General features: G+C 59.7%; 29 protein-coding genes. 2 read left to right on the top strand and 27 right to left on the bottom strand.

Annotated elements, in window-relative coordinates:
• Positions 1–392 precede the first annotated feature (392 nt).
• From BN1128_RS20045 to BN1128_RS20020, 6 genes are all read right to left on the bottom strand, one after another.
• Entirely contained in the window at positions 393–902 is a 510-nt protein-coding gene (locus BN1128_RS20045; RefSeq protein ID WP_042872058.1) for a GNAT family N-acetyltransferase, read from the bottom strand.
• Between the two features lie 32 nt (positions 903–934).
• Positions 935–2,569 carry a GNAT family N-acetyltransferase gene (locus BN1128_RS20040; RefSeq protein WP_082030485.1) on the bottom strand — a complete coding sequence of 545 codons (1,635 nt, stop codon included), beginning with the start codon at positions 2,567–2,569 and terminating at the stop codon, positions 935–937.
• The gene (locus BN1128_RS20035) at positions 2,569–3,183 is read right to left on the bottom strand and encodes a glutathione S-transferase family protein (RefSeq protein ID WP_042872057.1); all 615 of its coding nucleotides are present in this window, start codon (positions 3,181–3,183) and stop codon (positions 2,569–2,571) included. The genes BN1128_RS20040 and BN1128_RS20035 overlap by 1 nt, the downstream gene beginning before the upstream one ends.
• Before the next feature lie 44 nt (positions 3,184–3,227).
• Entirely contained in the window at positions 3,228–3,866 is a 639-nt protein-coding gene (gene pdxH, locus BN1128_RS20030; RefSeq protein WP_042872055.1) for a pyridoxamine 5'-phosphate oxidase, read from the bottom strand.
• A 158-nt stretch (positions 3,867–4,024) separates the two neighbouring features.
• The gene (locus BN1128_RS20025; protein ID WP_042872054.1) at positions 4,025–4,348 is read right to left on the bottom strand and encodes a hypothetical protein; all 324 of its coding nucleotides are present in this window, start codon (positions 4,346–4,348) and stop codon (positions 4,025–4,027) included.
• Positions 4,345–6,321 (bottom strand): reprolysin-like metallopeptidase, encoded by a 1,977-nt coding sequence (locus tag BN1128_RS20020; protein WP_042872052.1) that lies wholly within the window; start codon positions 6,319–6,321, stop codon positions 4,345–4,347. The genes BN1128_RS20025 and BN1128_RS20020 overlap by 4 nt, the downstream gene beginning before the upstream one ends.
• Before the next feature lie 209 nt (positions 6,322–6,530).
• Between BN1128_RS20020 and BN1128_RS20015 the strand changes: the two genes are divergently transcribed.
• Positions 6,531–7,742, top strand: coding sequence for an RsmB/NOP family class I SAM-dependent RNA methyltransferase (locus BN1128_RS20015; protein ID WP_042872050.1), 1,212 nt, complete (start codon positions 6,531–6,533; stop codon positions 7,740–7,742).
• Between the two features lie 224 nt (positions 7,743–7,966).
• Here the strand turns inward: BN1128_RS20015 and BN1128_RS20010 are convergent, their stop codons facing one another.
• On the bottom strand, positions 7,967–8,311 hold the full coding sequence (locus BN1128_RS20010) for a Grx4 family monothiol glutaredoxin (RefSeq protein ID WP_042872048.1): 345 nt from the start codon (positions 8,309–8,311) through the stop codon (positions 7,967–7,969).
• Between the two features lie 286 nt (positions 8,312–8,597).
• On the opposite strand from BN1128_RS20010, the gene sodB reads away from it, so the two are divergent.
• The gene (gene sodB, locus BN1128_RS20005) at positions 8,598–9,182 is read left to right on the top strand and encodes a superoxide dismutase [Fe] (RefSeq protein WP_005319233.1); all 585 of its coding nucleotides are present in this window, start codon (positions 8,598–8,600) and stop codon (positions 9,180–9,182) included.
• A 114-nt stretch (positions 9,183–9,296) separates the two neighbouring features.
• Here the strand turns inward: sodB and BN1128_RS20000 are convergent, their stop codons facing one another.
• From BN1128_RS20000 to cheY, 20 genes are all read right to left on the bottom strand, one after another.
• Positions 9,297–10,109, bottom strand: a complete 813-nt coding sequence (locus BN1128_RS20000) for an MlaA family lipoprotein (RefSeq protein WP_042872046.1) — start codon at positions 10,107–10,109, stop codon at positions 9,297–9,299.
• Between the two features lie 80 nt (positions 10,110–10,189).
• Entirely contained in the window at positions 10,190–11,470 is a 1,281-nt protein-coding gene (gene ccmI / locus BN1128_RS19995; RefSeq protein WP_042872044.1) for a c-type cytochrome biogenesis protein CcmI, read from the bottom strand.
• On the bottom strand, positions 11,467–11,946 hold the full coding sequence (locus tag BN1128_RS19990) for a cytochrome c-type biogenesis protein (protein WP_042872042.1): 480 nt from the start codon (positions 11,944–11,946) through the stop codon (positions 11,467–11,469). The genes ccmI and BN1128_RS19990 overlap by 4 nt, the downstream gene beginning before the upstream one ends.
• Positions 11,947–11,957: 11 nt before the next feature.
• On the bottom strand, positions 11,958–12,488 hold the full coding sequence (locus BN1128_RS19985; RefSeq protein ID WP_042872041.1) for a DsbE family thiol:disulfide interchange protein: 531 nt from the start codon (positions 12,486–12,488) through the stop codon (positions 11,958–11,960).
• Positions 12,485–14,440 (bottom strand): heme lyase CcmF/NrfE family subunit, encoded by a 1,956-nt coding sequence (locus BN1128_RS19980; protein ID WP_042872038.1) that lies wholly within the window; start codon positions 14,438–14,440, stop codon positions 12,485–12,487. Before BN1128_RS19980 ends, BN1128_RS19985 begins: the two co-directional genes overlap by 4 nt.
• An 82-nt stretch (positions 14,441–14,522) precedes the next feature.
• Positions 14,523–15,014 carry a cytochrome c maturation protein CcmE gene (gene ccmE / locus BN1128_RS19975; RefSeq protein ID WP_042872036.1) on the bottom strand — a complete coding sequence of 164 codons (492 nt, stop codon included), beginning with the start codon at positions 15,012–15,014 and terminating at the stop codon, positions 14,523–14,525.
• On the bottom strand, positions 15,011–15,217 hold the full coding sequence (gene ccmD, locus BN1128_RS19970) for a heme exporter protein CcmD (protein WP_042872035.1): 207 nt from the start codon (positions 15,215–15,217) through the stop codon (positions 15,011–15,013). The genes ccmE and ccmD overlap by 4 nt, the downstream gene beginning before the upstream one ends.
• A 2-nt stretch (positions 15,218–15,219) precedes the next feature.
• Positions 15,220–15,960, bottom strand: a complete 741-nt coding sequence (locus BN1128_RS19965) for a heme ABC transporter permease (RefSeq protein WP_042872032.1) — start codon at positions 15,958–15,960, stop codon at positions 15,220–15,222.
• A gap of 162 nt (positions 15,961–16,122) precedes the next feature.
• Positions 16,123–16,791 carry a heme exporter protein CcmB gene (gene ccmB / locus BN1128_RS19960; RefSeq protein ID WP_042034081.1) on the bottom strand — a complete coding sequence of 223 codons (669 nt, stop codon included), beginning with the start codon at positions 16,789–16,791 and terminating at the stop codon, positions 16,123–16,125.
• Between the two features lie 4 nt (positions 16,792–16,795).
• A complete protein-coding gene (gene ccmA / locus BN1128_RS19955) occupies positions 16,796–17,431 on the bottom strand; it encodes a cytochrome c biogenesis heme-transporting ATPase CcmA (protein WP_042872030.1) in 636 nt (211 codons plus the stop codon).
• Positions 17,432–17,594: 163 nt separating this feature from the next.
• The gene (locus BN1128_RS19950; protein ID WP_042872028.1) at positions 17,595–17,981 is read right to left on the bottom strand and encodes a DUF2802 domain-containing protein; all 387 of its coding nucleotides are present in this window, start codon (positions 17,979–17,981) and stop codon (positions 17,595–17,597) included.
• Between the two features lie 18 nt (positions 17,982–17,999).
• Positions 18,000–18,488 (bottom strand): chemotaxis protein CheW, encoded by a 489-nt coding sequence (locus BN1128_RS19945; protein WP_005298836.1) that lies wholly within the window; start codon positions 18,486–18,488, stop codon positions 18,000–18,002.
• A 69-nt stretch (positions 18,489–18,557) separates the two neighbouring features.
• Entirely contained in the window at positions 18,558–19,430 is an 873-nt protein-coding gene (locus BN1128_RS19940; RefSeq protein WP_042872026.1) for a chemotaxis protein CheW, read from the bottom strand.
• Positions 19,427–20,221, bottom strand: coding sequence for a ParA family protein (locus tag BN1128_RS19935; protein WP_042872024.1), 795 nt, complete (start codon positions 20,219–20,221; stop codon positions 19,427–19,429). The genes BN1128_RS19940 and BN1128_RS19935 overlap by 4 nt, the downstream gene beginning before the upstream one ends.
• Positions 20,222–20,225: 4 nt before the next feature.
• Positions 20,226–21,137 carry a flagellar motor protein MotB gene (locus tag BN1128_RS19930; RefSeq protein WP_042872023.1) on the bottom strand — a complete coding sequence of 304 codons (912 nt, stop codon included), beginning with the start codon at positions 21,135–21,137 and terminating at the stop codon, positions 20,226–20,228.
• A gap of 2 nt (positions 21,138–21,139) precedes the next feature.
• Positions 21,140–21,877, bottom strand: a complete 738-nt coding sequence (locus BN1128_RS19925; protein ID WP_042872021.1) for a flagellar motor protein — start codon at positions 21,875–21,877, stop codon at positions 21,140–21,142.
• A 2-nt stretch (positions 21,878–21,879) separates the two neighbouring features.
• The gene (locus BN1128_RS19920) at positions 21,880–22,995 is read right to left on the bottom strand and encodes a protein-glutamate methylesterase/protein-glutamine glutaminase (RefSeq protein ID WP_042872020.1); all 1,116 of its coding nucleotides are present in this window, start codon (positions 22,993–22,995) and stop codon (positions 21,880–21,882) included.
• A 32-nt stretch (positions 22,996–23,027) separates the two neighbouring features.
• Positions 23,028–25,196 (bottom strand): chemotaxis protein CheA, encoded by a 2,169-nt coding sequence (locus BN1128_RS19915; protein ID WP_042872018.1) that lies wholly within the window; start codon positions 25,194–25,196, stop codon positions 23,028–23,030.
• A gap of 11 nt (positions 25,197–25,207) precedes the next feature.
• The gene (locus tag BN1128_RS19910) at positions 25,208–25,948 is read right to left on the bottom strand and encodes a protein phosphatase CheZ (protein ID WP_042872016.1); all 741 of its coding nucleotides are present in this window, start codon (positions 25,946–25,948) and stop codon (positions 25,208–25,210) included.
• Positions 25,949–25,960: 12 nt separating this feature from the next.
• Entirely contained in the window at positions 25,961–26,332 is a 372-nt protein-coding gene (gene cheY, locus BN1128_RS19905) for a chemotaxis response regulator CheY (protein WP_005298814.1), read from the bottom strand.
• Between the last annotated feature and the right edge of the window lie 28 nt (positions 26,333–26,360).

Here is a 26,360-nt window from a genome sequence, read left to right as displayed (position 1 = left end):
TTTATATATTTCACAACCTACCTTTTCATCCTCATTTGAGTCAAACATCAATAATGAGGTCAAACCAGAAAGTGTTAGCCATTAGACAAAAATAGATCTTGCTGAGAGAAAAATTGTAACAAGATATTGCAACGAAACACATCCGGAAAAATGCAACGACGTGCAGTCAGACAGCGGATCAGCACCGTCATATTCAGGGATATGACTGTGCTGATCCGTATATCCCAACACGGGGCCAAGATGCGTTTATTCAATTGCATGGCCGCAGATACTGCCCAGGATGATTAAGCGGGGGAGAACAGCGACTCATCGGCTATTCGAGGGGGAAAAGCAGAGCGCTTGCTGCTCATTCAGATAACAAAACGGCAGCCTCAAGGCTGCCGTTTTGTTGCTCATTGTTCTTCGGGGATCTCGTCAAACAGCGGGTGGTAGAGTACCTCGCCGGCCATGCCGGCCAGCCCCCCTTCCTGCAGCTCCATCGCCAGAAAACAGTCGGCGGGCACCTCGTAGATGCAGTGCAGGCCGAACTCGCTGGCGGGACGAAAACCGAAGCGACCGTAATAGGTCGGGTCGCCGAGCACCACCACCGCCTTCCAGTCCATCTCCAGCGCCGTATCCAGCCCTTCACGCACCAGATCCGAGCCTATGCCCTGCCCCTGCCAGTCCGGATGCACGGCCACCGGCGCCAGACCGAGCCAGGGCCCTTCCAGGCCGTTAATGGTGATCGGGCTCAGCATCAGGTGCCCCATGAACTCGTACTCTTCCTCTTCGACCATGGTCACCACGGCGGCGCCACACTCGCGCAGGCGGTTGACCAGTTCGGCCTCATCGGAACGGCCAAAGGCGGCGCTCACCAGTTCATAGACCGGCAACATGTCGCCGGGGCGCTCGGTTCTCAGCATACAGCGTTACTCCTCGTACAGCAGAGCGGGCATTATTCCACAAAGTGCCGGCCAGCCTGAGCACCTTTGTCCAGAAATGGGAGGGTGGACTCAGGAAAACGAGCCGCAAGTTGCCGCAGCAACCCCAGCAAGGCCGCCGGCGTCAGGGTGTCAATGGCCTCGCGGTAGGCCGCAAACAGCTCGGCATCGTCTTGCTCAAGCCGGGCCAGCGTATGCTCGGGCCCCTGATGCCAATGCCCGGCCAGCTCATCGATGAGAGCAGGCAGCTCCACCAGCAACCAGAGCAGGCGATAGCGCCCCGCCACAGCGTCTCCAGCACTGGCCCCGGTCGCGGGCAGGCCGGCGCGACGCGCCATCTTGCCAATCCAGCCGAGCCGCTGCTGTCGCTGCGCGCGGGTAAGCAGGACGGGGCCCTGGCGCCGCAGGCTGGCCAGTTGCAGCAGGCAGGCAAGCCCCTGCTCATCCCTGTCCTTGAGCAGCACACCGCCCAGCAGAGGCAACCGCTCGGGCTCGGCCAGATCCAGCTCACTGAGCGGATAGCAGATGACATCGAGCCAGGCTCCATCATCAGAGGCGACCCCCGGCAAGTCGGGGTCATAGCCCTGCTCATCCAGAAACAGGGTGAGCTGCCACGGGCGGCCATGGTCCAACCCTGTCTGTGCATCGGCACCTTGCAGGATAGCCACGGCCACCCGCTCGTCCGCCAGCCAGGGCGCCAGTTGCAGGGTCACTGGCTCGGGCAGGCTGATGGCCCTGTCCAGTCGCCAATAACTCACCTCGCAAGGCTGCTGGGCGGTTCGGCCGCGCAGCCCGCGATAGTGCATGCCGAGCTTGGCCATCACCCGGCCGGAGGCGAGGTTGCCCGGCATGTGGCGCGCAGTCAGTGCCGGCAGCTGCAAGGTGTCGAATGCAAACGACTTGACCCGCTGCGCCGCCCGGGTGGCCAGCCCCTGGTTCTGCCAGGGGACGCCGACCCACCAAGCCAGCTCGCCGTTCCAGTGCAGCGAGATCACCCCGACCAGCGGGGCCACTTCATCCCCCTGTGGCAGCGTCATGGCCCAGCTCCAGCCCAGCCCCAGCGCCGCCTTGCGCCAGCTGCCGACGAGCCAGTCACGGGCCCCTTCCGGCGGGTAGGGGTGAGGAATGTTGAGGGTATAGCGGGAGAGCGCCTCGTCGCCGCAGTAGCGCACCACTTCGGCCTCGTCGTCGGCCAGCAGCGGCCGCAGCACCAGCGCAGACGAGGAGGACGCAGCAGCGGGCTCGCGCAGCAGGGGCACGGTCAAACGGCGGGCGAGCAGGCGGTTGAGCACGGCGCCCATGTCGTCGTCCGCGGTCAGCACCAGATCGGCCCCAAGCGGCCCCAGGGTGAGCAGGCCGCTCTCCTTGGCCAGGGTCAGCAGAGAGGGGGACGCGCTGATCAGGATCTGACAGCTGGGGTCGAGATGAGGATCCGCGCTCAGATCGCCATCAAGCCAGGCGGCCAGCAGCGAAGTGGCCGAGAGGAGGCCGTCGGGTCGGCAGGTGGACCAGAGGTCATCCTCCTCTGTCAGGTGGGACTCTGCCTCCTTGCTGAGCAGCAGTTGCCAGCGATGGCCTTGCCGTTGCCAGGCCTGCAACACTTGGGCCCAATCGGGTTGCCACAGCGCCCGCTCGATCAGCAGCTCCATCAGCTTGCCTGACAGGCTGCAGGCAGGCTCAGGTGGCGGGGGTGAGCCTCGAGGCGGGCGATCCAGGCCTGGATGGCGGGCCAGCCCTGCAAGGAGAAGATTCCCTCCTCCGCCACATGGGTGTAGGCATAGAGGGCGATATCGGCGATGGTCGGTGCCTCGCCGCACAGGTAGGGGCTCTGTTTCAGCTGCTGCTCCATCACTGCCAGCGCCCGCTCGCCACCGGCCTTGAGGCCGTCGAGTCGCGCCTCCTGGGACTCAGGGCGGCCCAGATAGTGGACGATGAAGCGCGCCACCGCTATGTAGGGCTCGTGGCTGTATTGCTCGAAGAACAGCCACTTGAGCACCTCGGCTTGCTGACGCGGCTCCGCCGGCCAGAGCGCCGAGCCCTGCGCCAGATAGAAGAGGATGGCGTTGGACTCGGCCAGCGCATCCCCTTCATCGATGGCCAGCACGGGGATCTTGCCGTTGGGGTTCATGGCCAGAAAGGCCGGGGTTTGGGTGTCACCGGCCTGGATATCCACCGTGACCCAGTCGAGAGGCAGCTCAAGCCAACGGGCCAGCAGCCACACCTTGTAACAGTTGCCGGATCTCAGATCGCCATACAGACGCATACAGACTCCTTGTCAGCACAGGATTGCAGAGGATAAGCGGGGGATCAGGGCGCCAGCCGCTCTATGTGCCAGCCTTCCCCTTCCCGGCTGTAGTAGAAGCGGTCGTGCAGCCGGTGCTCGCCACCCTGCCAGAATTCGACCGTCTCGATCCGCACCCGATAGCCACCCCAGAAACTCGGCAAGGGCACCTCGCCCTTGGCAAATTTCTGCTTGAGCTCGAGGAACTTGGCCTCCAGCACACCGCGGGCCGAGATGCGGGTCGACTGCTTGGAAACCCAGGCGGCTATCTGGCTGTCCTTGGGACGGCTGTGGAAATACTTCATTACCTCGAAGGTGCTCATCTTCTCCACCCGGCCGGTCACATGCACCTGGCGGTCCAGGGTGTGCCAGGGGAAGAGCAGGCTGATGCGGGGGTTGCCCTCCAGCTGGTGCGCCTTGCGGCTGCCCATGTTGGTGTAGAACACCATGCCCTCTGCGTCGTAATGCTTGAGCAGCACGGTGCGCTGCCAGGGTTGCCCCTCGGCATCCACGGTCGCCACCACCATGGCGGTGGGATCGGTCAACTTGGCCTCGCAGGCCTGGGCCAGCCACTTCTCGAACAGCGCCAGGGGGTCGGCCGGCAGATCGGCCCGGTGCAATCCGCCCCGGGTGTATTCACGGCGCAGATCAGCCACATCCATCATCTTGATTTTCCTTCTCTCTTGCCGCCAATGCGGCCATGCGTGCTGGCATTGTGCGACGAGCACGCCATGGGTACAAGCCTCAGGGCGGCCAAATGCCAACGCCCCAAAAAGAAAGGGAGGCTTGCGCCTCCCCTTTCTGCCCACACCCGGCAGCGGGCTTATTGCTTGCCGGCAGCCGGTAGGCAATGGGCCAGCATTCGCTGGTTATACTCGGCCGCGTAGGCCCTCAGCCTGGCCTGAGCCTCTTTCTGATCGGGTTTGATGACATCCCCCAAGCCCTCCAGATAGCGCACGCCACAGCGCGCCTTGACCGCTTCCTGCTCACCCGCCGCAATACCGGGCGCCACTTCGCCGCGCCCGGCCCGCACTATCAGCCGGTAATCCTGCCTGGCAAGGCTGGCGCTGACCGCCTGCTCCAGGGTGTCGGCATCCGCCTGACAGCCCCCGAGCAGCGTGAGCAGCAGCAAGCCGGTGACTCTCATGCCCGCCTCCGTTGCCAGCCGAGCAGGGCCAGCGCCAGGGTCCAAAAACCGAGCGTACCGCCACCACCACCGCCCGAGTTGCCACCACTTTGCACCACAGGCAACTTGAGCGGGCTGATGGCGAAGAAGATGTTGTCGCTGCAGGCTACCTTCAGCCTGACGCTGCTGGTGAGGTTGGTCGGCAGAGTAACGGTGGCCGAACCGCTGTTGGGCTGGCTGCTGGCCAGGGTCGCCCAGCTTGCCCCCTCATCCTGAGTCACGAACAGGTCTACCTTGCTGCAGTTGATCGGGGCTGCACTGGTGCCTGCCACATCCCAACTGACCGCCTGGCTGGCCCCCGGCGTCACCGTGACCCCAAGGGGGCTGGTCAGGCGGAAGGCACTGCCGGTGTTGACCACCTGTACCTTCATGTCATCGCTGGCAACGCCGCCCTTGCCGTCACGCACAGTGAGGCGGAAGTTGAGATCCCGGTTGGTGGTGGGCCAGGCCTCGCCCTTGGCCAGCGAGCCGGAGAGCAGGGATGGCAGGCTCGGCAGGATCCGCTCCGGCGAGCTGGTCGGCGACACGAAGCGGAACAGCGGACGGGAGCCATCGTCGATCATGTCGAGGGCGCTGCTGGACGGGTTGCCCAGATCAGTCTGCTCCCAGGTGTAGGTCAGGGGATCCTTGTCCAGATCAGCCCCGGCGCCCTTGAGCACAAACGGGGTGTTGGCCGGAATGATATAGCTGGCCCCGGCCGCCGCCTGGGGAGCATTGTTGGCAAGGGGCAGCGTGGTGCCGCAAGTCGGCACGGTCGCCATGTGCGCCCGCATCTGCTCGATGGACTTGCTGTGGAAATAGGGGTCACTGTGGGGCTGGATATTCTCGTCATCACAGATACCGGCATAGGCCATGATGGAAGTGCCGCTGCCCGGTTCAAACGCCTGCTCGGCGACCCGGTTGCCCCCGCCACAGCTTTTGGTGGTGCCGTTGAAGGTGTGGTCGGCACCGAACTGGTGACCGATCTCGTGGGCCACATAGTCGATAAAGAAGGCATCCCCCACCGGGGTGGATGAACCTGTCATGCCGTCCGACTTGGTGGCCGTACAGAGCGCACCCAATTCGGCCAGACCACCACCGCCCGTGTTGACCACATGACCTATGTCGAATGGCCCCAGCGCCCCGCTGGGCAAGGTCTGTGCATTGGCCTGTACCGCGCCGTTGACATTGAAATCCGTGTCGTCATTGCTGAACGGATCGCTCGCCGGATCGGTAAAGATGATGGCGTCATTGCCGCTAGCCAGCTGGAACTCTGCCCCCACGTCGCGCTGATATACCTCGTTGACCCGGTTGAGCAGGGTGGCAATCGCCCCCATGGTCAGCACCTTGGATCCCCCGTGGAATTGGGTGTACTCCCCCGTCGCCGAGATGGCGATGACGTAGCGTTTGCGTTCATTGCCATCCACTTGCACCTTGCGGGCCAGAGTGTTGGCGTCGACCCCGATCACCTTGTCAGCTTCCTCTTCCAACCGGCTGTAGGCATCCTGCTGGTAATAGACGGCATAGCCTTCGGCATTGCGCAGCGGATCGACGAACACCGTCTTGCCCTGGTGAGTGAACATGGCGTGGAAACCTTGCGGGCCCAGGTCGAAGCGACCCGTCTCCACCGGCGCCGCCGGGTTATGGCCCTTGAAGGTCAGGATCTCGGGATACCTGGCGGCGAGATCGGCGGGCAGCAGATCATAGGCCTGCAGGGTGAAGCTCACCTCCCCCCCGTCCGGCAGCGGCAGGGTCAGCTGACGCGCCCCGGCCTGCAGTCCGGCAAAGTAATCGAGTGGCACCTTGGCCACCCGGAACTGGTTGGCCCGCACTTCATAGCCGTCCGCCGCCGTGGCGCGCGCCGCCACCGTGTTCCACTCCTTGGCCGCCAGGCCACCCGAGCTCATCAGGCTGGCCACGACCAGCGCCAAGGGAGAATATTTCATCAACTGCATCTTTTTAGTCCTTTTAAATGCACTTACCTGAACTGTAACCGGCATCATTTTCCTGCTGATCCGATTAGTCCAGCGCCATCGTCTGTATATTCCCCGAATGGGGAGTGTTGCACCAACCCTGTCTAGCCCCTATCATTGCGCGGATTTATCAGTTTTAGAGCTGCGTCACCATGACGACGGTTCGTCTTTATCTGACCAAGGTTAATCTCATGCTCAAATCCCCACTGTTGCCCCGTTTCGGGGACCTGATCGTTGCCATCGTTGACGATGTGCTGGGCCAGGGTCTCACTCTGGACCGCGCCTATGCCCGTCACTTCTCCGGCATCGAACTCAAACCGCAAGAACAGGCAAGGATTGCTCTGGTCACTGGCGATCTGCTGCGTCGCCTCAGCCTCTATTGCGCCCTGACCGGCATTCAGGTACGTCAGGCCGAGAAGAATGTCTGGCCGCTGCTGCACAGCTGGCACGCTTTTCACAAGATAGCTCAGCCCAACCATCCGACCCTGGATCGTTTCAATGAGGAGGCATTCCGTCGCCGCCTGACCGAAGCGAAAAAGAACCCCGTGCTGATGGACGGTTGCCCCAGCTGGCTGGAAAAACTTGGCAGCGAGCAACTCGGCGAGGCCTGGCCTGCCGAGCGCGCCGCCCTGGCCTGGATGCCCAAGCGTTATCTGCGGGTCAACACCCTCAAGTGCACCCGTGAAGAGCTGCAGGCCATTCTGGCCAAAGAGCATGTCACCACTATTCCCGTTGAGGGCGTGGAGACCGCCCTGCAGGTCACCTCGGACGCCGCCCTGTTTCGAACCAAGGCCTTTGCCGATGGCTGCTTCGAGCAGCAGGATGCAGGCTCCCAGCTGGTGGCTGCCGCGCTGGAAGTGACACCTGGCATGCGCGTCATAGACGCCTGTGCTGGCGCCGGCGGCAAGACGCTGCACATCGCCGCAATGATGAACGGCAAGGGCCGTCTGCTGGCAATGGATGTGGAAGAGTGGAAGCTGGAAAACCTCAAGCAGCGCGCCCGCCGCGCCGGTGCCCACAACGTGGAAACCCGCGTCATCGAGAGCAGCAAGACTGTCAAGCGCCTCAAAGGTACCGCCGATCGCGTGCTGCTGGACGTGCCCTGCTCGGGCCTGGGCGTGCTCAAGCGCAACCCGGATGCCAAGTGGCGCGATACCGCCGAGCGGCTGCCGGTGCTGGTAGCCCTGCAGGAAGAGATACTGCAGCGCTACAGCCAGATGGTGAAGGTCGGTGGTCTGCTGGTCTATGCAACCTGCTCCATCCTGCCCCAGGAAAACCGCCAGCAGGTGGACAAGTTCCTGGCTGCCAACGACAACTATCGTCTGCGGGATGACCACACCGTCAGCCCGTCCGCGACCGGTTTTGACGGCTTCTACATGGCTCGCATCGAGCGCATCAGCTGAGAACCCGCTCACGATCTTACTGCGAGGCCGTGATCAAGGCTCATGTGCTGCTCGCTTATGTGAAACCAAGGGGTTCATGTGTATTTACACACTCCGGTTCCTCCGCGGCTCTTCACCTTGCTGACAGCCTCTCGTGACAAATCGTGAACAGGTTCTGGCCGTCGACACGATGAATAAAAAAGGGGAGCCATTGGCTCCCCTTTTTGCATGATGCAGATGCGACCTTATTCGGCGGCAGCGTCATCCTGCTTGTGCTTGGCGGCCACTTCCTTGATCAGGGTCTGCAGCTCGCCGGCCTGGAACATCTCGATCATGATGTCACAGCCACCGACCAGCTCACCCTCGACCCACAGCTGCGGGAAGGTGGGCCAGTTGGCAAACTTCGGCAACTCGGCACGGATGTCCGGGTTTTGCAGTATGTCGACGTAAGCAAACGGTTCGCCACAGGACATCATGGCCTGGGAGGCCTGGGCAGAGAAACCGCAGCTGGGTAGCTTGGGGGAACCCTTCATGTAAAGGATGATGGGATTGTCAGCCAGCTGCTGTTTGATCTTTTCAATAGTTTCCATAGGTGCCTCACTAGAGCGATTTCGGCGGCCATTCTACTGCAATCCGGGCAGACCACAAACTGACAAACCGTCCTGGATGCAAGAAGTGATGAATCAATACGCCGCAGCTTGATCCAAGTCATGGCGAGAATCAAGAGTTGTTAGCCCATCTTTGATGCTGGTACAATCGATGGGCTTTGGGCCAACTGGCCCCATCATTTCAAGAACAATTCTTTTCAAAATAGAAAAGAGTACGCAATGTCTTGCAACCGTCGCCTTCGCACGGCCAGCCAATGGAGAGTAGAAAATGGCATTCGAACTTCCCGCTCTGCCCTATGCAATCAATGCTCTGGAACCGCACATCTCCCAGGAAACTCTGGAATACCATCACGGCAAGCACCACAACACCTATGTGGTCAACCTGAACAATCTGGTGCCGGGTACCGAATTTGAAGGCAAGTCCCTGGAAGAGATCATCAAGACTTCCACTGGCGGCATCTTCAACAACGCCGCCCAGATCTGGAACCACACCTTCTACTGGCACTGCCTCTCCCCGAACGGCGGCAACGAGCCGACCGGTGCCCTGGCTGATGCCATCAACAAGGCATTCGGCTCCTTCGCCGAGTTCAAGGATGCGTTCACCAAGTCTGCCATCGGCAACTTCGGCTCCAGCTGGACTTGGCTGGTGAAGAAAGCCGACGGCTCCCTGGCCATCGTCAACACTTCCAACGCCGGTTGCCCGCTGACCGAAGCCGGGACTACCCCGCTGCTGACCGTCGACCTGTGGGAGCACGCCTACTACATCGATTTCCGCAACCTGCGTCCGAAGTACATGGAAACCTTCTGGACCCTGGTCAACTGGGAATTCGTGGCCAAGAACCTGGCTGCCTGATAGCCGCTTCTTGCCAAAACGCCCCGCACTGCGGGGCGTTTTTTTATGGGCGGCATCCGCTGCACTGAGATGAAAAAGGCGCCCGCTGGCGCCTTTGTTGCACAGCCAGTGGCATCACTGATCGATTTCATCCAGGTACTCATCCAGATTGGTGTCGTCCACCTTCTCCTTCTGCTCCTGCTTGAGCTCGGTCTGGCGACCCGTCACCTTGTTCTGGTTGTATTGCAGATAGAAGTCCTTGGTCAGGGCATAAGGATCGAGCGCGTTGTCGATGATCCGCTCCTGATCGATCAGCTTGGATCGCGTACCCAGGCCATCCAGCGCCCAGTGCGTGATGCGCAGCGGCAAGGTCAGCAGGGCATAGGGGAAGTAAATGGTATCTATGGTATCCCCCACCAGCTTGCGGGTCGTGGTCGGGCCGTAGACGGGCACCATCAGATAGGCGCCATCACCGATGTCGGCGCGCCCCAGCACCGTATTGAGTTCCAGCTTGTTGCGCTCGAGCCCGGTATGCCTGGCCACATCGAAGATCCCCAGCAGACCCAGGGTCGTGTTGAGGGTAAAGCGGCCCAGGTTGGTCCCCGCCCCCTTCAGATCTCCCGTGATCAGGTGGTTGACCATGCTGCTCGGCTCGTTGAAGTTCTCGACCAGGTTCTCGATGCCGTCCTTCATCCCTTGCGGAATGTAGCGGGCATAGCCATGCACCACGGGGCGGGCTACATAGGGCTCAAGCACATCGTAGTTGACCGCCCACATGGCCCGGTTGGCCCCTTGGAACGGGTCACGGCCATCGCTGGCCGTGCTGGTCGCCTCTGGTCGGCTCGGGGTCTCCTTGAGGTCAAGACTTTCGGGGCCCGGCTTGGGCGGACCACCTGCACAGCCACCCAGCAACAACGCCACCATCAATGCCCCTAAACGCACATACATATGGAAGTCCTAGCTTTTTATTGTGATTAATCTGAATTATAGGCAGCCCGGCCCCATCGAGGGGCCGGGCCAAAGGAGTATTAGAGGGCGTGATCGATGCGGATGTCAATCGGTGCTGACGGAATGGCGTCCGTCGGGATCGGAGCCGATACCCCTTCAAACGCCCCTTCCTTGTTCATGACGTTGCCACCGCGGGAGAGCCGCGCCTTGAACTGCAACTGCGGGTAGGCAGCAAGCTTGCTCCCCTCCATCATGGCATCGCCATCCCCCAGTGACAGGGTCAGCGGGAACTGGGGTCCTGGGATGCGTTTAACCGCGATGGGCATGGGCGGGCCATTGGGGATCACCGCAAACACGAACAGATGGGCATCCTCCGGCAACTGGATGCCGGGAGCCAGGGTGACGTGCAGTGGGAACTCCCCGGCCTTCACTTCCTGCACCTGGGCAGGAGCCTGGGTTTGTGCCTGTTCGCTTTGGGTCGCCGGCACGCTTGGCGCCGCCATGCCACGCTGCTTCAGTTGCTGCTCGGCATAGTCGATGGAACGCTCCACCATGGCGTAGCGGGTAGAGCCCTTCTCCATCAGCGGCAACATCTCGCGCCAGCGCAGCAGCGCCGTCTTGAAGTCCTCTTTTTGCAGCGCCATGAAGGCATAGACGGAGCGGGCCTCTATGTTGGCCGGATCCAGCGCGATGGCGCTACGCAGCAGCTCATCGGCCTGGGCGTCATCCCCAGTCATCATCAGCGCCTGGGCATAAGGCACGGCCACCATGGCCTTCTGTGGTGCCAGCGCATAGGCCCGCTCCAGCGCCTCGCGGGCCATCTCGGGATCATTGCCATCCAGCGACAGGCGACCCAGCAGCAGCCAGCCGCGATAATCGTTCGGTTCGTCTTTCAGACGGGTGCGCAAGCCCAGCATGAAGTCCATCAGATCCTGCTCGGTCACCTGGGCATCCCGCTCCACCAGGATGCGGTTGCTCAGCTCACCCAACCGGCTGTTGGCATCCTGCCAGCGCTGGACTTCCCGCCAGGAGCCGAGCTGGTAATAGAGTCCCAGACTCACCACCACCAGCACCAGCACGCCCGGAATCCAAATAAGACTCTTGCCACCCCGGGCGGTCTGCTCCACGTCGGGAATGTCGTCCAGCAGGCTGCGTTGCAGCTCGACCAGGGAGTCCGGCTCCTCCGCCAATATGCCCTGTTCACGCTCTTCGCCTATCTCCAGCAGACGCTGGCGATAGAGCTGCTTGTTGAGGGCCGAACGGCTGATGCTCTGCTTGCCCTCGCCGCGCCACAGCGGCAGTACCAGCGCCAGACTCACCAGCACCAGCAGGGCCGCGATCACTATCCAAAATGCGGTCATTGTTTCTCTTCCTCTTTGAGCAGGGCAGTCAGACGACGCTGCTCCTCCGCGCTCAGGGCGCTATCCGTCGGCCTGGCCGCCGCGGGACGGCGGCGGCTGCGCACCACCACAGTGACGACACCTATGACGATCACCAGCAGCGGGCCCAGCCAGAGGATCAGGGTCGACGCCATCAGCGGCGGGTTATACAGAATGAAGTTGCCGTAGCGGGCGACCATGTAGTCCACCACTTCCTGCTTCTCCTTGCCCTCGCGCACCATCTGGTAGGTCTTGTCCCGCAAGTCCTTGGCCAGACCCGCATTGGAGTCGGCTATGTCCTGGTTCTGGCACTTGGGGCAACGCAGCTCGCGGGTCAGCTCGCGAAAGGTCTGCTCCTGGGCATCGTTGTCGAAGGTGTAGACATCGATGGCGGCCAGCACCTGACCGGCGCCACCCAATCCTGCCAGCAACAGCAGGGATGCAATCAATACTCTCATCAGGCTCTCCCTCACTTCATGGCATCAAAGATGGGTTTGAGGGTCGATGCCCAGACTTCGGGGTTGACGTCCCCCACGTGGCGATAGCGGATGATGCCCTGGCTGTCGATGAAGAAGGTCTCGGGCGCGCCGTAGACCCCCAGATCCAGCCCCAGCATGCCATCCGGATCATACAGGTTGATCTGGTAGGGGTTGCCGAGCTCCGCCAGCCAGTTGATGGCCTTGGCGCGCTCATCCTTGTAGTTCATGCCGACTATGTAGATCCCCTGCCCCGCCAGCTGCTTGAGATAGGTATGCTCCCCATAGCAGGTCGGGCACCAGGTGGCCCAGACGTTGAGCAGCATGGGGCGACCCTTGAGGATGCTCCTGTCATGCTGCTTGTTCAGGTCATAGATGTCCTGCAGGGTGAACACCGGCACCTCTTTGCCCACCATCACGGATTCGAGCTTGGTGGGGTCTGAGTAAAGCCCGCGAAACAGGAAGACGGCCCCCAGCAGAAAGATGATGAAAGGGATCAGAAACAACCAGGTCTTTTTGCTCATGCCTTGGCCTCCTCGTCACGACGGCCGAAACGGTAACGCTTGTCCAGCATCGCCAGCACACCGCCGATGGCCATGAAGACACCGCCGAACCAAATCCAGCGCACGAAGGGTTTGTAGTAGATCCGCACCGCCCAGGCACCGTTGTCGAGCTGCTCACCGAGCGCCGCGTAGAGATCCCGGGTGAAGCCTGCGTCTATGGCCGCTTCCGTCATCGGCATGCGGCTCACCTTGTACATCCGCTTCTCGGGCTTGAGCAGGGCGATCTGCTTGCCATCCTTGTGCACTTCCAGCACCCCCTTGAAGCCGTCGTAGTTGGGGCCGTTCTTCTCCTTGATACCGGTGAAGACGAACTCGTAGTCGGCAAACTGGACGCGATCGCCGGCCTGCATGCGCAGATCCTTTTCGATGCTGTAGTTCTGGGTGCAGGCGATGCCTATGATGCTGACCGCCAGCCCCACATGCCCCAGGATCATGGCCCAGTGGCTGTTGCCAAGCTTGCGCACCCCCACGGCAAAACGGTGCTTGTGGGTGGCGCGCACCCAGGTCTCCTGGATGCTGGTGATGATGATCCAGGCCCCGAGGCCTATGCCGAGCGCGGCCCAGGGTTTGAACTCCTCGGCAAAGAGCTGCGGCAGCAGGAAGGCGGCGGCCAGGCTCAGCACCAGTGCCAGGATCACCTTGCCCTTGAGCTCACCGAGATCCTGACGGCGCCAGCGAAACAGCGGGCCCACCCCCAGCAGTAGGGCAAACGGAATGATCAGCCAGCTGTAGATGTGGTTGAAGAAGGGGGTGCCGATGGAGATGCTGCCAAGCCCCAGTTCCTTGTGCACCAGCGGCAACAAGGTGCCGAGCAACACGGTCAGCAGACCCGCCACCAGCATGATGTTGTTGCACAGCAACAGGGTCTCGCGACTCCACAGCTCATGCTTGCCATGGCTCTTCACCTGCGAGCCCTTGAAGGCAAACAGCAAGAGCGAGCTGCCGATCACTGCCAGCAGGAAGCCCAGAATGAACAGGCCGCGGGTCGGGTCGGAGGCGAACGCATGCACCGAGACCAGCACGCCGGAGCGCACCAGGAAGGTGCCGAGCAGGCTCAGGGAGAAGGCGGAGAGCGCCAGCAGCACTGTCCAGGCCTTGAAGGTGGCCCGCTTCTCGCTCACCGCCAGCGAGTGCAGCAGGGCAGTGCCCGCCAGCCAGGGCATGAAGGAGGCGTTTTCCACCGGATCCCAGAACCACCAGCCACCCCAGCCGAGCTCGTAATAAGCCCACCAGGAGCCGAGCACTATGCCCAGAGTCAGGAAGACCCAGGCCGCCATGGTCCAGGGACGGGACCAGCGGGCCCAGGTGGCGTCGAGGCGCCCCGTCATCAGGGAGGCGATGGCAAAAGCAAAGGCCACCGAGAAGCCCACATAGCCCATGTAGAGCATGGGTGGGTGGAAGATGAGGCCGGGATCCTGCAACAGTGGGTTGAGGTCGCGTCCATCCACCGGGAAGTAAGGCAGCGTGCGGGTGAAAGGATCCGAGGTGAACAGCACGAAGGCGGTGAAACCGACCGAGATCAGCCCCAGCACGCCGAGTACCCGCGCCACCGCATCGAGCGGCAGGCTGCGGCTGAACAGGGCCACCGCAGCCGTCCAGCCACCCAGGGTCAGCACCCACAGCAGCAAGGAGCCCTCGTGGGCGCCCCAGACGGCGGAAATCCGATACGCCAGCGGCAACAGGGTGTTGGAGTTGGTGGCCACATACTGCACGGTAAAATCATTGTCGATGAAGGCCCAGGTCAGGCACAGGAAGGACAGCAACAGCAGCAGGAACTGGGCATAGGCCAGCGGACGGGCCGCCGACATCATGCCAAGCCGCCCCCACTGGGCACCGAGCAAGGGATAGACACCCAGCAGCAGGGCGGTGGCAAAGGCCAGGATCAGTGAAAACTGTCCTAATTCCGGGATCATGGCTGAACTCCTTTCAAATGAGCCGCAGCACGAACCTGTAAACCGGCTTGAAATGGTGGAAGCGGTGCGAATGCTGTCGGGATCATTGCTTGGCTCCCTTCAACTGCGCCTCGGTATATTCCGGCTTGAAATGCATGCCATTGGTGGCATCGGCCACTTCCGGCGGCATGTAGTTCTCATCGTGCTTGGCCAGCACCTCGAACGCCTCCACAGTGGTGGCGTTCTTGAGGGTACCCTGGGCCACTATGCCCTGCCCCTCACGGAAGAGGTCGGGCAGTATGCCGTCAAACTCGACGGTCACCAGATGGCCGCCGTTGTCCACCAGCTTGAAGGCCACCTTGAGGCTCTGCTGATCCCGCTGCACAGAGCCCGGCACCACCAGGCCACCGATGCGCAGGCGCTGTCCCTCTTCCGGCTTGATCTTGTCCGGCCCCTTGCCCTCCACCAGCTCGCTCGGGGTATAGAAGAGATCGATATTCTGGCTGAGGGCATAGAGCACCAGGCCTATCACGGCGGCGAGGCCAAGACTTATCGCCAGTATGATGGTGAGGCGTTTCTTGCGTCTCGGGTTCATAGGGTGTTCTCCATCTGCTGGGCCGCCTTGCGGCGGGTCTCACGGGCCTGCTTGCTGCGCAATTCGCCGAGCAGGCTGCGGGTCTTCAACCGGGTGGAAATGACGATGCCGACCAGGCAGATCAGGGTCAGACCGAAGGAGAGCCAGACATAGAAGGCATACCCACCCATCGCCATGAAGTCACTGAAAGAGGCAAAGTGCATGCTTACTTCTCCTGCTTGGCAAGATCGATGACCCAGGGGCGATGCCACTCCCGCATCAAGAGCTCGTTGCGAAAACGCATCAGGGAGAGGGCACCGAGGAAGGTGGCAAACGCCAGTATCATGATGAGCAGCGGCCACAGCATCTCGGGGGAGATGGAGGGCTTGTCAAACTTGGTGATGCTGGCGCCCTGATGCAAAGTGTTCCACCACTCCACCGAGTAGTGAATGATGGGCAGGTTGATCACCCCCACCAGCGCCAGAATGCCGGCGGCGCGACCGGCCAGCACCTTGTCGCTGAAGGCGTTGTAGAGCGCGATCACCCCCAGATAGAGGAACAGCAGAATAAGCTCCGAGGTAAGACGGGCATCCCATACCCACCAGGTGCCCCACATGGGCTTGCCCCAGGCGGCGCCGGTAAACAGCGCGATGAAGGTGAACACGGCGCCGACCGGCGCAACGGCGGCCACCGTCATGTCGGCCATCCGCAGTTGCCACACCAGCCCGATGAAGGCGGCCACCGCCATGGTGGAATAAGCCCCCATGGAGAGGATGGCGGCCGGCACATGGATGTAGATGATCCGGAAGGAGTCACCCTGCTGATAATCAGCGGGGGCAAAAGCCAGGCCCCAGAGGGTGCCTATGATGAACGCCAGCAGGCTTGTCACGGCAAACCAGGGCAGCAAGGTCCCTGCCAGCTGATAGGCGCGCTCGGGTTTAGCGTAAGGGTGCAACCATTTCCACATAGCTCACAAAACCTTTCTGTTATTAATATAGTGGCGAGGCCTACCATACCCACTGCCGGAAAACATCACATCCCCCGAAAGCAATAAGCAGCCATCCCCTTGATCTATCTCAATTATATTTTTTATAACAGCCCATCCCGAGCCGCCTTACCACAGCTTTCATCAGTTCACGCTGACCCGCAGCGCCGCCGAGACCGCCAAGGGGGTCAGGGTCAGCGCACCGGCCAGCATGGCCCCCAAAATCGCGAGCTGACCCGAATAGGGCAGCCCCATGCCCGCCGCATCGATGGCGGACGTGGCAAAAATCAGTACCGGAATATAGAGCGGCAGGATCAGCAGGCTCAGCAAGACACCGCCCTTGCGCAGCCCCACCGTCAGGGCGACGCCAACTGCCCCGAGCAGGCTCAACACGGGCGTCCCCAGCGCCAGGGTGGCGACCACCGCCAGATAGGTGTTCATGTCCAGCGACAGCAGGATGGCGAGCAGCGGGGATATCAGCAGCAGTGGCAGACCGGTCAACAACCAGTGAGCGATCACTTTTGCCAGCGCCAGCAGCCCGAGCGGATGAGGCATCAGCATCATCTGCTCCAGCGCCCCGTCGCTGAAGTCATCGCGAAACAGCCGCTCCAGTGAGAGCATGGCCGCCAACAGGGCCGCCACCCAGATGATACCGGGTGCGATACGGGCCAGCAGCTTGGGCTCGGGGCCTATGCCAAGGGGAAACAAGGTGATGACGATGAGGAAGAACCAGAGCGGGTTGAGTATGTCGGAGCGCTGGCGCAGGGCCATCAGCAACTCGCGATGAATAAGGTGGATTACGGCGCGCAACATCAAACTACTCCTGCAGCAAGGGCGTGAGGGAGAGGGTCTTCAACCGCCCTTCCATCAGAGTCATGTCCTGATGGGTGGTGAGGATCACCATGCCACCCCGCTCGGCATGGGCCAGGAACAACCGCTCCAGCACCTTGACTCCCTGCTTGTCGATGGCGGTAAAAGGCTCATCCAGGATCCAGAGTGCCGGCTTGTCACTGAGCCAGAGCCTGGCCAGCGCGACCCTACGCTGCTGGCCGGCGGAGAGCTGCCCGGTAGGATAATCCTCAAACCCGGCCAGGCCGACCTGGGCGAGCACCCGCCACAAGTCCACCGTCGCTTGAGCCGGATGATGCAACTTTTGATAGAAGGTGAGATTTTCGAGCGGCGTCAGCGCCGCCTTGACGCCAGGCTGATGGCCCAGATAGAGCAGATTGGCATGATATTCATCACGACAGCTGCGGATATTCTCGCCATTCCAGCACACTTCACCGGCAAACGGCTGCGACAAACCGGTCAGCAGCCGGAGCAGGCTGGTCTTCCCCACCCCGTTGGGGCCTTCAATTTGCACCAGATCGCCGGGAGCCACCGCAAAGTAGAGATGTTCAAACAGAGTGCGATCTTCACGCACGCAGCTCAGATTGTTAATTTGAAGCAGCATGAGGATGTAATCAGTGAAAAGAAGCGGCCTGCATATTAACACAATATTGGAGAGCGTCTTTTCAAAGATGCCAACTATCAGCAGGATTTGTGGGGGAGATCCCGCCTTTTGGGCACGCCAAACGGGTGAAAAAAATCAGGAAGGCGGGTGCCTTCCTGAGGATCTATGAGCGGCCTTTTCGCAATGAAATCAACAGTTCTGCCTCGGCCTTCGGCAATTCACATTCATTCATGACCTCGTCGAGGTCGGCGCCCAGTTCCACCATTTTGGCGGCACGGCTGTAAAGGCGGCGTTCCGGATCCTGCAGGGTCAGCTCCTGCTGGCGATCATTGACCTGCTGCATGGCCCCTTCAACGGACTGCAAACGCTGACCCATGCCGATGGCCCCCGTGTGCAGCTCCATCATCTGCTTGCGCAGACTCTCAAGCTGGCCTTGCAGCGTCTCCACCTTGGCCTCGGACTCTCGCTGGCCACGTCGGCTGCTGATCACCCCGTACAGGGCCAGCACCAACGCCAGCAAGGACACCCCCAAGGCGGCTATTTCAATCATCAACACATCATTTTCCTATCAGAGGGAACCAATATCTTCCCACTCTTCATCGGAGAGCAGCTTGTTCAGATCGACCAGGATCAGCAGCTGACCATCGCGGTTGCTGACGCCCTGAATGAACTTGGCGCTCTCCTCGGTACCCACCGCAGGGGCGGCATCGATCTCGGAGGAACGCAGATAGACCACCTCGGCCACGCTATCGACCATGATGCCGATCACCTGTTTCTCCGCCTCGATAATGACGATGCGCGAGTTCTCGCTCACATCGCCGGAAGGCAGGCCGAAACGGGAGCGGGTATCAATGACAGTCACCACGTTGCCGCGCAGGTTGATGATGCCCAGCACATACTCGGGCGCACCTGGCACAGGGGCGATTTCGGTGTAGCGCAACACCTCTTGCACCTGCATCACGTTGATGCCGTAGGTTTCATTTTCCAGCTGGAAGGTGACCCATTGCAGCACTTCATCTTCGGCCAGATTCTGTGCAATATTGCGCTTTTCTGTCATGTTTTTATTCCTTTTATGAAAACGTCTACTGGTAAAACTAGCAATAAAACAGCACAAGTGCAGAAGTTATCAGCGACCTTCTATGTTGACCCCACGCTCCAGCAACAGGAGCAATTCCCTGACGTGCAGCAGGGCACACATCTTCTCCTTGACCATGCCTGCCAGCCAAGGGCGCTTGCCCTCCTGGTGACGCCATTTGACCTGATCACGATGCAATAACTCTGTGCCCTTCAGATGATGGCAGGCGAGTCCCCAGGGGGATTCGCCCAGCATGATCAGATATTTGTAATCTGCTATTTCCAGATGCTGACCCGGCATCACCCACTGCGCCGTATCCACCACATTCATCTTCTGCTCGCGCGAGGTCATGATGCCACGGTACCAATCCGGCTGACCGAACAGTGACGAGACCTCTCCCAGCTGATGGATACCGCCAAGCTCGGTCAGGGGCACCGCGAAGGTGACGCCGGCAACTTCGAAGAAGAGCGCCTGGAACTCCTTGCCGGTATCGATATTCTCCCAGGTAGATGGTACGACTTCTGCCTGAGGGGCCAGTTCCACCGCCATCTCTGTCATCACCAGCGCCGATGGCTCTACCACCGCAGTGGCTGGCATCTCCTCCGGCCATACGGGTTCAACCGGCAGCAAGGCATCTTCGGCCTCGATCTGCAGAGGCTCGCTGATCACCTCTTCGTGGCTCAGGGCGTCCATCTCAAACTGTACCTGACCCACCTGGGCAAGCAGCTCGCTCAGTTGTTCGAGTCGCTCATCTGCCTCCAGATAGGGCTGTACCACCACCTCGGGCTGCACCTGAGGCTGGCGTTGCAGCCGGACAACGGGCGCAGGTTCCGGCACCTCTGGCAGTTCAGGCAACAGCGCCTCATCCAGCAACAGGGAGTGGAAGTAATCATCCATGGCCCTGACTTGGGTCGTGTCACTCATGATGCCACCTCATGAGCACGTTGACGCTCCTGGGCATCAAGATAGTTGAGCAAGGTCTCATAGGCATAAGTGCCGCGACTACTCGGCGAATAAATGGAAGGAGGAATGTGGAGCAAGCTGGCATCCCGAAACTTGGTGTCTATGGGGATGACAGCGTTCCATACCGCATCGCCATGTTGATCCTTGATGGACTTCAGTGTCATCAGAGAGGCACGGGTACGCTTGTCAAACATGGTGGGTATCACGGTGAAGCGGAACTTCTCCCGCTTGGATCGCTGCATGATCTCGAAGGTCTTCATCATCCGCTCCAACCCCTTGAGGGCCAGGAACTCGGTCTGAACCGGCACCAGAATCCGATCGCAGGCGGCCAGGGCGTTGACCATCATGACCCCCAGTACAGGCGGACAGTCGATGAGCACGTAGTCATACTGATCCTGAATGCGCAGCAGGGCACGCTTGATCACCAACCCCATGCCTTCCCGGTTGCCCATCACCCGATCCAGAGTAGCCAGGGTAATGGAGGCGGGCAGCAGGTGGATGTTCTCAAACTTGGTTCGCAGCGTCAGTTTATTGACCAGCTCGGCCGTCGGTTTGGCGGCCTGAAACAGCTCATAGAGGGTACCGTCCAGCCGATCCGAGTCAAAATCGAGATAAGAGGTCAGGGAAGCATGGGGATCGGTGTCAATCAATAGCACCCGCTGGCCGCGCTGAGCCAGGATACCGGCTAACGAGACCACTGTGGTGGTTTTACCGACCCCACCTTTTTGGTTGGCAACCGTCCAAACAATCACTGTATCAATCCTGCCTTGTTGTTATGCGTATGCCACCACCTGGCAGAGTGATCACCTTGACCTCGCCTGCCTCTACCGCCTGTTGCACTGCAGGAACCGGCTCCACCATCACAGGCTTGACGGGAGCGGGTGGCGCCCAGGCGAACTTGGAAATAGCGACCACCACCTTGCGATTCTGTAAGCGTCCCTGCTCGCTGTCATTCCCGGCAAAGGGAGAAAACTCCCCGTATGCCTCGTAGGCAAGCCGCTGGGGTGCTATGCCCTTGGCAATGAGAGCGGTGAGCACGGCCTCGGCCCTTGCCGCTGACAGAGTCCAGTTGGAGCGAAAAATTTCATTATTTATCTGCTGGTTATCTGTATAGCCTCTTACTCTCACATAGTTATCGACCGGCTTCAGAATATCTGAAAGCGTATTGAGCACTGGGTCGGCATTGGTGCTCATAAAAGCACTGCCGCTGCCAAACAAGAGACCCGAGCTCAACTCCACCGTCAACCAATTGTCGTCCAGCGTGAGCTTGACCACCCCGGCATCGACCAGAGTGCCCATGCTCTCTTTCAGCTGCGTGTCTATCTTCGCAAGCGTCATACCATCTTGTTTGATGGGCACACCGGAGATGGGAGCGAGGGAGGGAGAAGGCGGCAAAGCACTCTCCAGCACTGAGGGGGCAGCCGATACCTCGTTGTTCAACAGCGACTTCCCCTGCCCTTCCAGCAGGCCATCACTGCGTGGCTGCATGACGTTGAACGCTTGAGTCATGCCGTCGATGACGGCGCGATATTTGTCTTTGTTGACCAGCGCCACCGAATAGAGCACCACAAACAGCGCAAAGATCAGCGTCATGTAGTCGGCGTAGGAAACCAGCCAGCGATCGAGATGTTCTCGACCTTGCAGATGCAAACGATAGCGCTTGCGCATGGCTACTCTCCTTTCAGATAAGCCTTCAACCGCCGTTCAACCTGCGGGCCATTCTCACCGTGAGCAATCGCCATCAAACCTTCCAGCGTCATCTCCTGGAACAGGGCGTAATGATAATGAAAAGCACGCAGGCGGTTGGCAATCGGCAGATAAAAGAGGTTGGCAAAGCCGACCCCGTAAATAGTGGCAACAAATGCAACGGCAATGCCAGCACCGAGGGCTGCCGGGTCCTCCAGATGGAACATGGCCTGGATCAGACCCATCACGGCGCCTATGATGCCGATGGTCGGACTGTATCCCCCCATGGCCTCGAAGACACGGGCCGAGTGCTCGTTACGCTCCTGCTCGATGTCGATGTCTGCTTCCAGCAACATGCGAATATCATCTATCGACACCCCGTCTACTATCATGGTGAGCCCCTGACGCGTGAACTCGTCACTCTCCTGATCGGCCTGATTTTCAAGCGCCAGCAGGCCCTGCTGGCGGGCGAACACCGCCCATACCTGCAAGCGTTCAGCCTGATTGACCAGATCCCAACCAGGGGGGAACAACATCCAGCGCAGCTGCCTGATCGCCTCGAGCAGATATTTGCGCGGCGTCTGCAAAATGACGGCACCCCAGGTGCCACCGACGACAATGACAAATGCCGGTCCATCGAGCAGGGTGAGCAGGGTGCCGCCATGCCATAGCTGAGCAATGGCAATGGCTCCCAGAGCCAGGATCAGGCCAAACATGCCCATCTTTAGCGACCCAGCTCAACCAGAATACGTTGTGCTACCCGGTCCAGCGGCAGTGACTCAGTGGCGATGCCCGCCTTGGCGACGGCTTGCGGCATACCGTATACGACGCAAGAAGCTTCATCCTGGGCCCAGATGGTGGAGCCCTGCTCCTTGAGCAGACGCGCGCCATCCCGACCATCAGCCCCCATGCCGGTCAATACGATGGCAAGTACTTTGTCGGCATAGGTCTTGGCTGCCGATGCAAAGGTGATGTCCACGCACGGCTTGTAGTTGACCTTGTCATTGCCATCGACGATCCGGATGCGAGCACCAACTCCACGCCCTTCCAGTAACATCTGTTTGCCACCCGGAGCCAGATAGGCGTGACCGGGTTTGAGTACATCACCATCCTCCGCTTCCTTGACCCCGATCTGGCACAGACCATTGAGGCGAGCGGCAAATGCGGCGGTAAAGGTTGCCGGCATGTGCTGGATCAGCAGAATGGGATGAGGGAAATCGCCCGGCAATTTGGTCAGCACGTTTTGCAGGGCCACCGGGCCACCGGTAGAGGTGCCGATAGCCACCAGCTGGTAGGTTTTCCCGCTGCGTTTAAACGCGGCAACCGGCGCGACTCGTTGTGGCTCGACCTGGCGATCGCCGGGACGTGACAACGAGCCGCCCAGTGGGCTGCGAGCGGCAGGTTCAGGCGCTTTTGGCCTGGCGGACGCGGCCATCAGGAAGCGCTTGCGCGATATCTCCTTGACCCGCTGTTGCAACAAGCGAACGGCTTCGTCCTTGTCACGGGCTATGTCTTCGAACTTCTTGGGCAGGAAGTCGAGGGCGCCTGCATCCAGGGCATCGAGGGTGGCCTTGGCCCCTTCATGGGTCAGGGAGGAAAACATCAGGATCGGAGTAGGACACTTGGCCATGATCTCGCGCACGGCACTGATGCCATCCATCACGGGCATCTCAATGTCCATGGTGATCACATCCGGCCGCAGAGCCAGTGCTTTGTCTACCGCTTCTCGTCCATTCTGGGCCGTATCGATCACCGTCAGCATAGGATCCTGATTGATGATCTCACTGACCCGGCGGCGGAAGAAGCTCGAGTCGTCGACAACTAATACCTTGACTGCCATTGTTATTTTTCTAACTCCTTGGGCCTGAGCTATCAATGTCTACGCGCATATGCTTTGAGCAGACTCGGCACATCCAGAATGAGTGCAATACCACCATCGCTGGTGATGGTAGCCCCGGCCATGCCAGGGGTTCCTTGCAGCAGGTTGTCCAGCGGCTTGATCACCACCTCTTCCTGGCCAATCAGATTATCCACGACAAAGCCTATCTGCTGAGTGCCAATCTGCACTATGACCACATGGCCCGTATCCTGCCGTGACTTTTTGTTTGTCCCTTTTACCAGCCACTTGTGCAGGTAGAAGAGCGGGATGGCCTTGTCGCGCACTATGATGGTGAGCTGACCGTCCACCATGTTGGCCTTCTTGAGGTCCAGATGGAAAATCTCGTTCACACACCCCAGCGGCAAGGCAAATGTCTGCTCGCCCACTTCCACCATCAGCGTTGGCAAGATGGCTAGGGTCAAGGGCACCTTGATCTCGAGGCGAGTGCCCTTACCCCAGGTAGAGTCGATATGCACAGAGCCATTGAGGCTCACTATGCTGGTCTTCACCACATCCATGCCAACACCACGGCCGGAGATATCGGAAATCTCGGACTTGGTCGAGAAACCGGGAGCAAAAATCAGGTTATAGGCATCGCTGTCACTCATGCGCGCCGCCGTGTCTGCATCCAGTACGCCACGATTGATGGCGATGGACTTGAGCTTCTCCGGATCCATGCCAGCGCCATCGTCTTCGATACAAAGCAGAATGTGGTCACCCTGCTGGGAAGCGCTCAGGGTAATGGTACCCTGCCGTGGCTTGCCCGCTTTTTCCCGCACATCCGGCATCTCGACCCCATGGTCGCAGGAGTTGCGCACCAAGTGAACCAGCGGATCGGCCAGGGCCTCAACTAGGTTCTTGTCCAGATCTGTCTCTTCCCCGACCATCACCAGCTCAATATCTTTCTTGAGGGTGCGGGCCAGATCGCGCACGACCCGGGGGAAGCGGCCGAATACTTTCTTGATGGGCTGCATGCGCGTCTTCATCACGGCGCCTTGCAGATCTGCGGTCACCACATCCAGATTGGCAACCGCTTTTGACATGTCTTCATCGTTGCTGGCGATCCCGAGGCTCACCAAACGATTACGTACCAGCACCAGTTCCCCCACCATGTTCATGATGACGTCCAGGGTCTTGGTATCCACCCGCACAGTGGTATCGCTTTGCACCGCATTCTCTGCTGGCGCAGTGGCTTGCTTGACGGGGGCCGGTGCCGGTTTGGCGGCAGCAACAGGCGCGGCTGCCGGTTTGGGTGCAGGTGCAGGCGTTGGCTTGGCAACGGGGGCCGGCGCCACAGGGGCGGCTGGCTCCGGCGTGGCGACTGTAGGTGCAACAGGGGGCGTGATGCTGGTTTTTGGCCCTTGACCACGACCATGCAACTCATCGAGCAGGCGTTCGAACTCATCATCATCGATCAGCTCGTCAACCTCTTTTTGCACCGACTTCAACGGATTGGTCTCAGGTGCGCCGCTATGCTGACCCTGACCATGCAACTGGTCGAGCAAGGCTTCAAACTCGTCGTCTGTGATATCCCCCGTACCGGTCAGCACTGGACTCGCAACCGGAGTCGGGGCTCCGCCGACGCCATGCAGTTCATCGAGCAAGCGCTCGAACTCATCGGCCGAGATCTCATCGATAGAGCCGCCACCATTGACTGCAACGGGTTCGGCAACCGCTTCAGGCTCAGGAGCAGCGATCACCTCGTCAGCAGATGCCGCAGCCTCAGCGGGCGCACTATTGCCCGCCGAGGCGGTCAACAACTGCTCCTCGCCTTCTGGTTTGCAGAGCTCATGCAGGTCATGCAGAATTTCAGCGGAGGCAGGGCTAGGCGGTTCGCGATTTTGCACCTGGGCAAACATCACATTGATGGCATCCAGCGCCTGCAAAATAACATCCATCAATTCGGCCGTGACGGTTCGCTTGCCATTGCGCAAGATATCGAACACGTTTTCGGCACCGTGACAAACGTCTACCAACTCACCCAGAGAGAGAAAACCGGCGCCGCCTTTGACGGTATGGAAGCCGCGAAATATGGCATTCAACAGATTCTTGTCATCGGGTCGCTTTTCCAAGTCGACCAGTTGTTCGGACAACTGTTCCAATATTTCGGATGCTTCGACCAAAAAGTCTTGCAGTATGTCTTCATCAACTTCGAAGGCCATGCGTCACTCCATTAAAATCCCAGGCTAGACAGCAGATCGTCCACATCATCCTGACCATTGACCACATCGGAACGAGTCTCAGGGTTCATGATGGGGCCCTCAGCTTCAATCCCGCTTACAGGAAGGCTGCGAGATGAATGCTCAACAGATGCCTCACCAAACATAGTCAGCATTTCTATTAATTTAGTTTCAACTTCCTGAACCAACTTGATGACCTTGCGGATCATCTGGCCGGTCAAATCCTGAAAATCTTGCGCCATCAGGATCTCTGTCAGCAGTTGCCGTAATTTATCGGCATCAGATTCAGAAGCCTTAATAAAATCATCCAGTTGGTGACACAAAGACTTAAATTGCCCGACATTCATGTCCCTGCTCATCAAGGCATTCCAGTTGGGCATAACCAGCTGAATGTTGTCATTGAGCCGGTCGGCAATCGGCAAACTGGCTTCCACCGCATCCATGGTGCGGTTGGCTGCCTTGTCTGTCATGTCAATGACGTAGCTGAGACGTTCCCGGGCATCGGGAATTTCATGGGTTGCCAAGTCGGGGATCCGGGAATCCAGCCGGAAATCTTGTAAGGAGCTGTGCAGTTGCCGGGTCAGTTGACCCACTTTGTCAAACAGAGCTGCCGCATTGGGAGCACATGCATCTGCGATGATAGTATCGGCCTGTTCAAATTCGCCTTGCTCAAGATGAGCAACAAGCATCCTTGCCTGATCGAGCGAAATCATTGCACTCGTTTTGGCCTTCATCCCTGCTGCTCCTTAGCCGATTCGTTCAAAGATTTTGTCGAGTTTCTCTTTGAGCGTTGCAGCGGTGAAAGGCTTGACGATATAGCCATTGACGCCAGCCTGGGCGGCTTCAATGATCTGTTCGCGCTTGGCTTCAGCCGTTACCATCAGTACCGGCAGGTGCTTGAGCTTGTCATCGACACGAATAGCCTTGAGCAAGTCAATACCTTGCATACCGGGCATATTCCAGTCGGTGACGACAAACTGAAAATCACCATTTTTCAACATTGGCAAGGCCGTGTTGCCATCATCTGCTTCGTGGGTATTGTTAAATCCCAGGTCACGCAGCAAGTTCTTGATAATCCGGCGCATCGTTGAAAAATCGTCAACAATGAGGATTTTCATGTTCTTGTCCAAAATTCCCTCCTAAATA

This window comes from Aeromonas piscicola (assembly GCF_000820005.1).
GTDB classification, from domain to species: Bacteria; Pseudomonadota; Gammaproteobacteria; order Enterobacterales; family Aeromonadaceae; genus Aeromonas; species Aeromonas piscicola.
The sequence above is the reverse complement of the archived record's forward strand: the minus strand, read 5'-3'. Positions and strand labels throughout refer to the sequence as shown.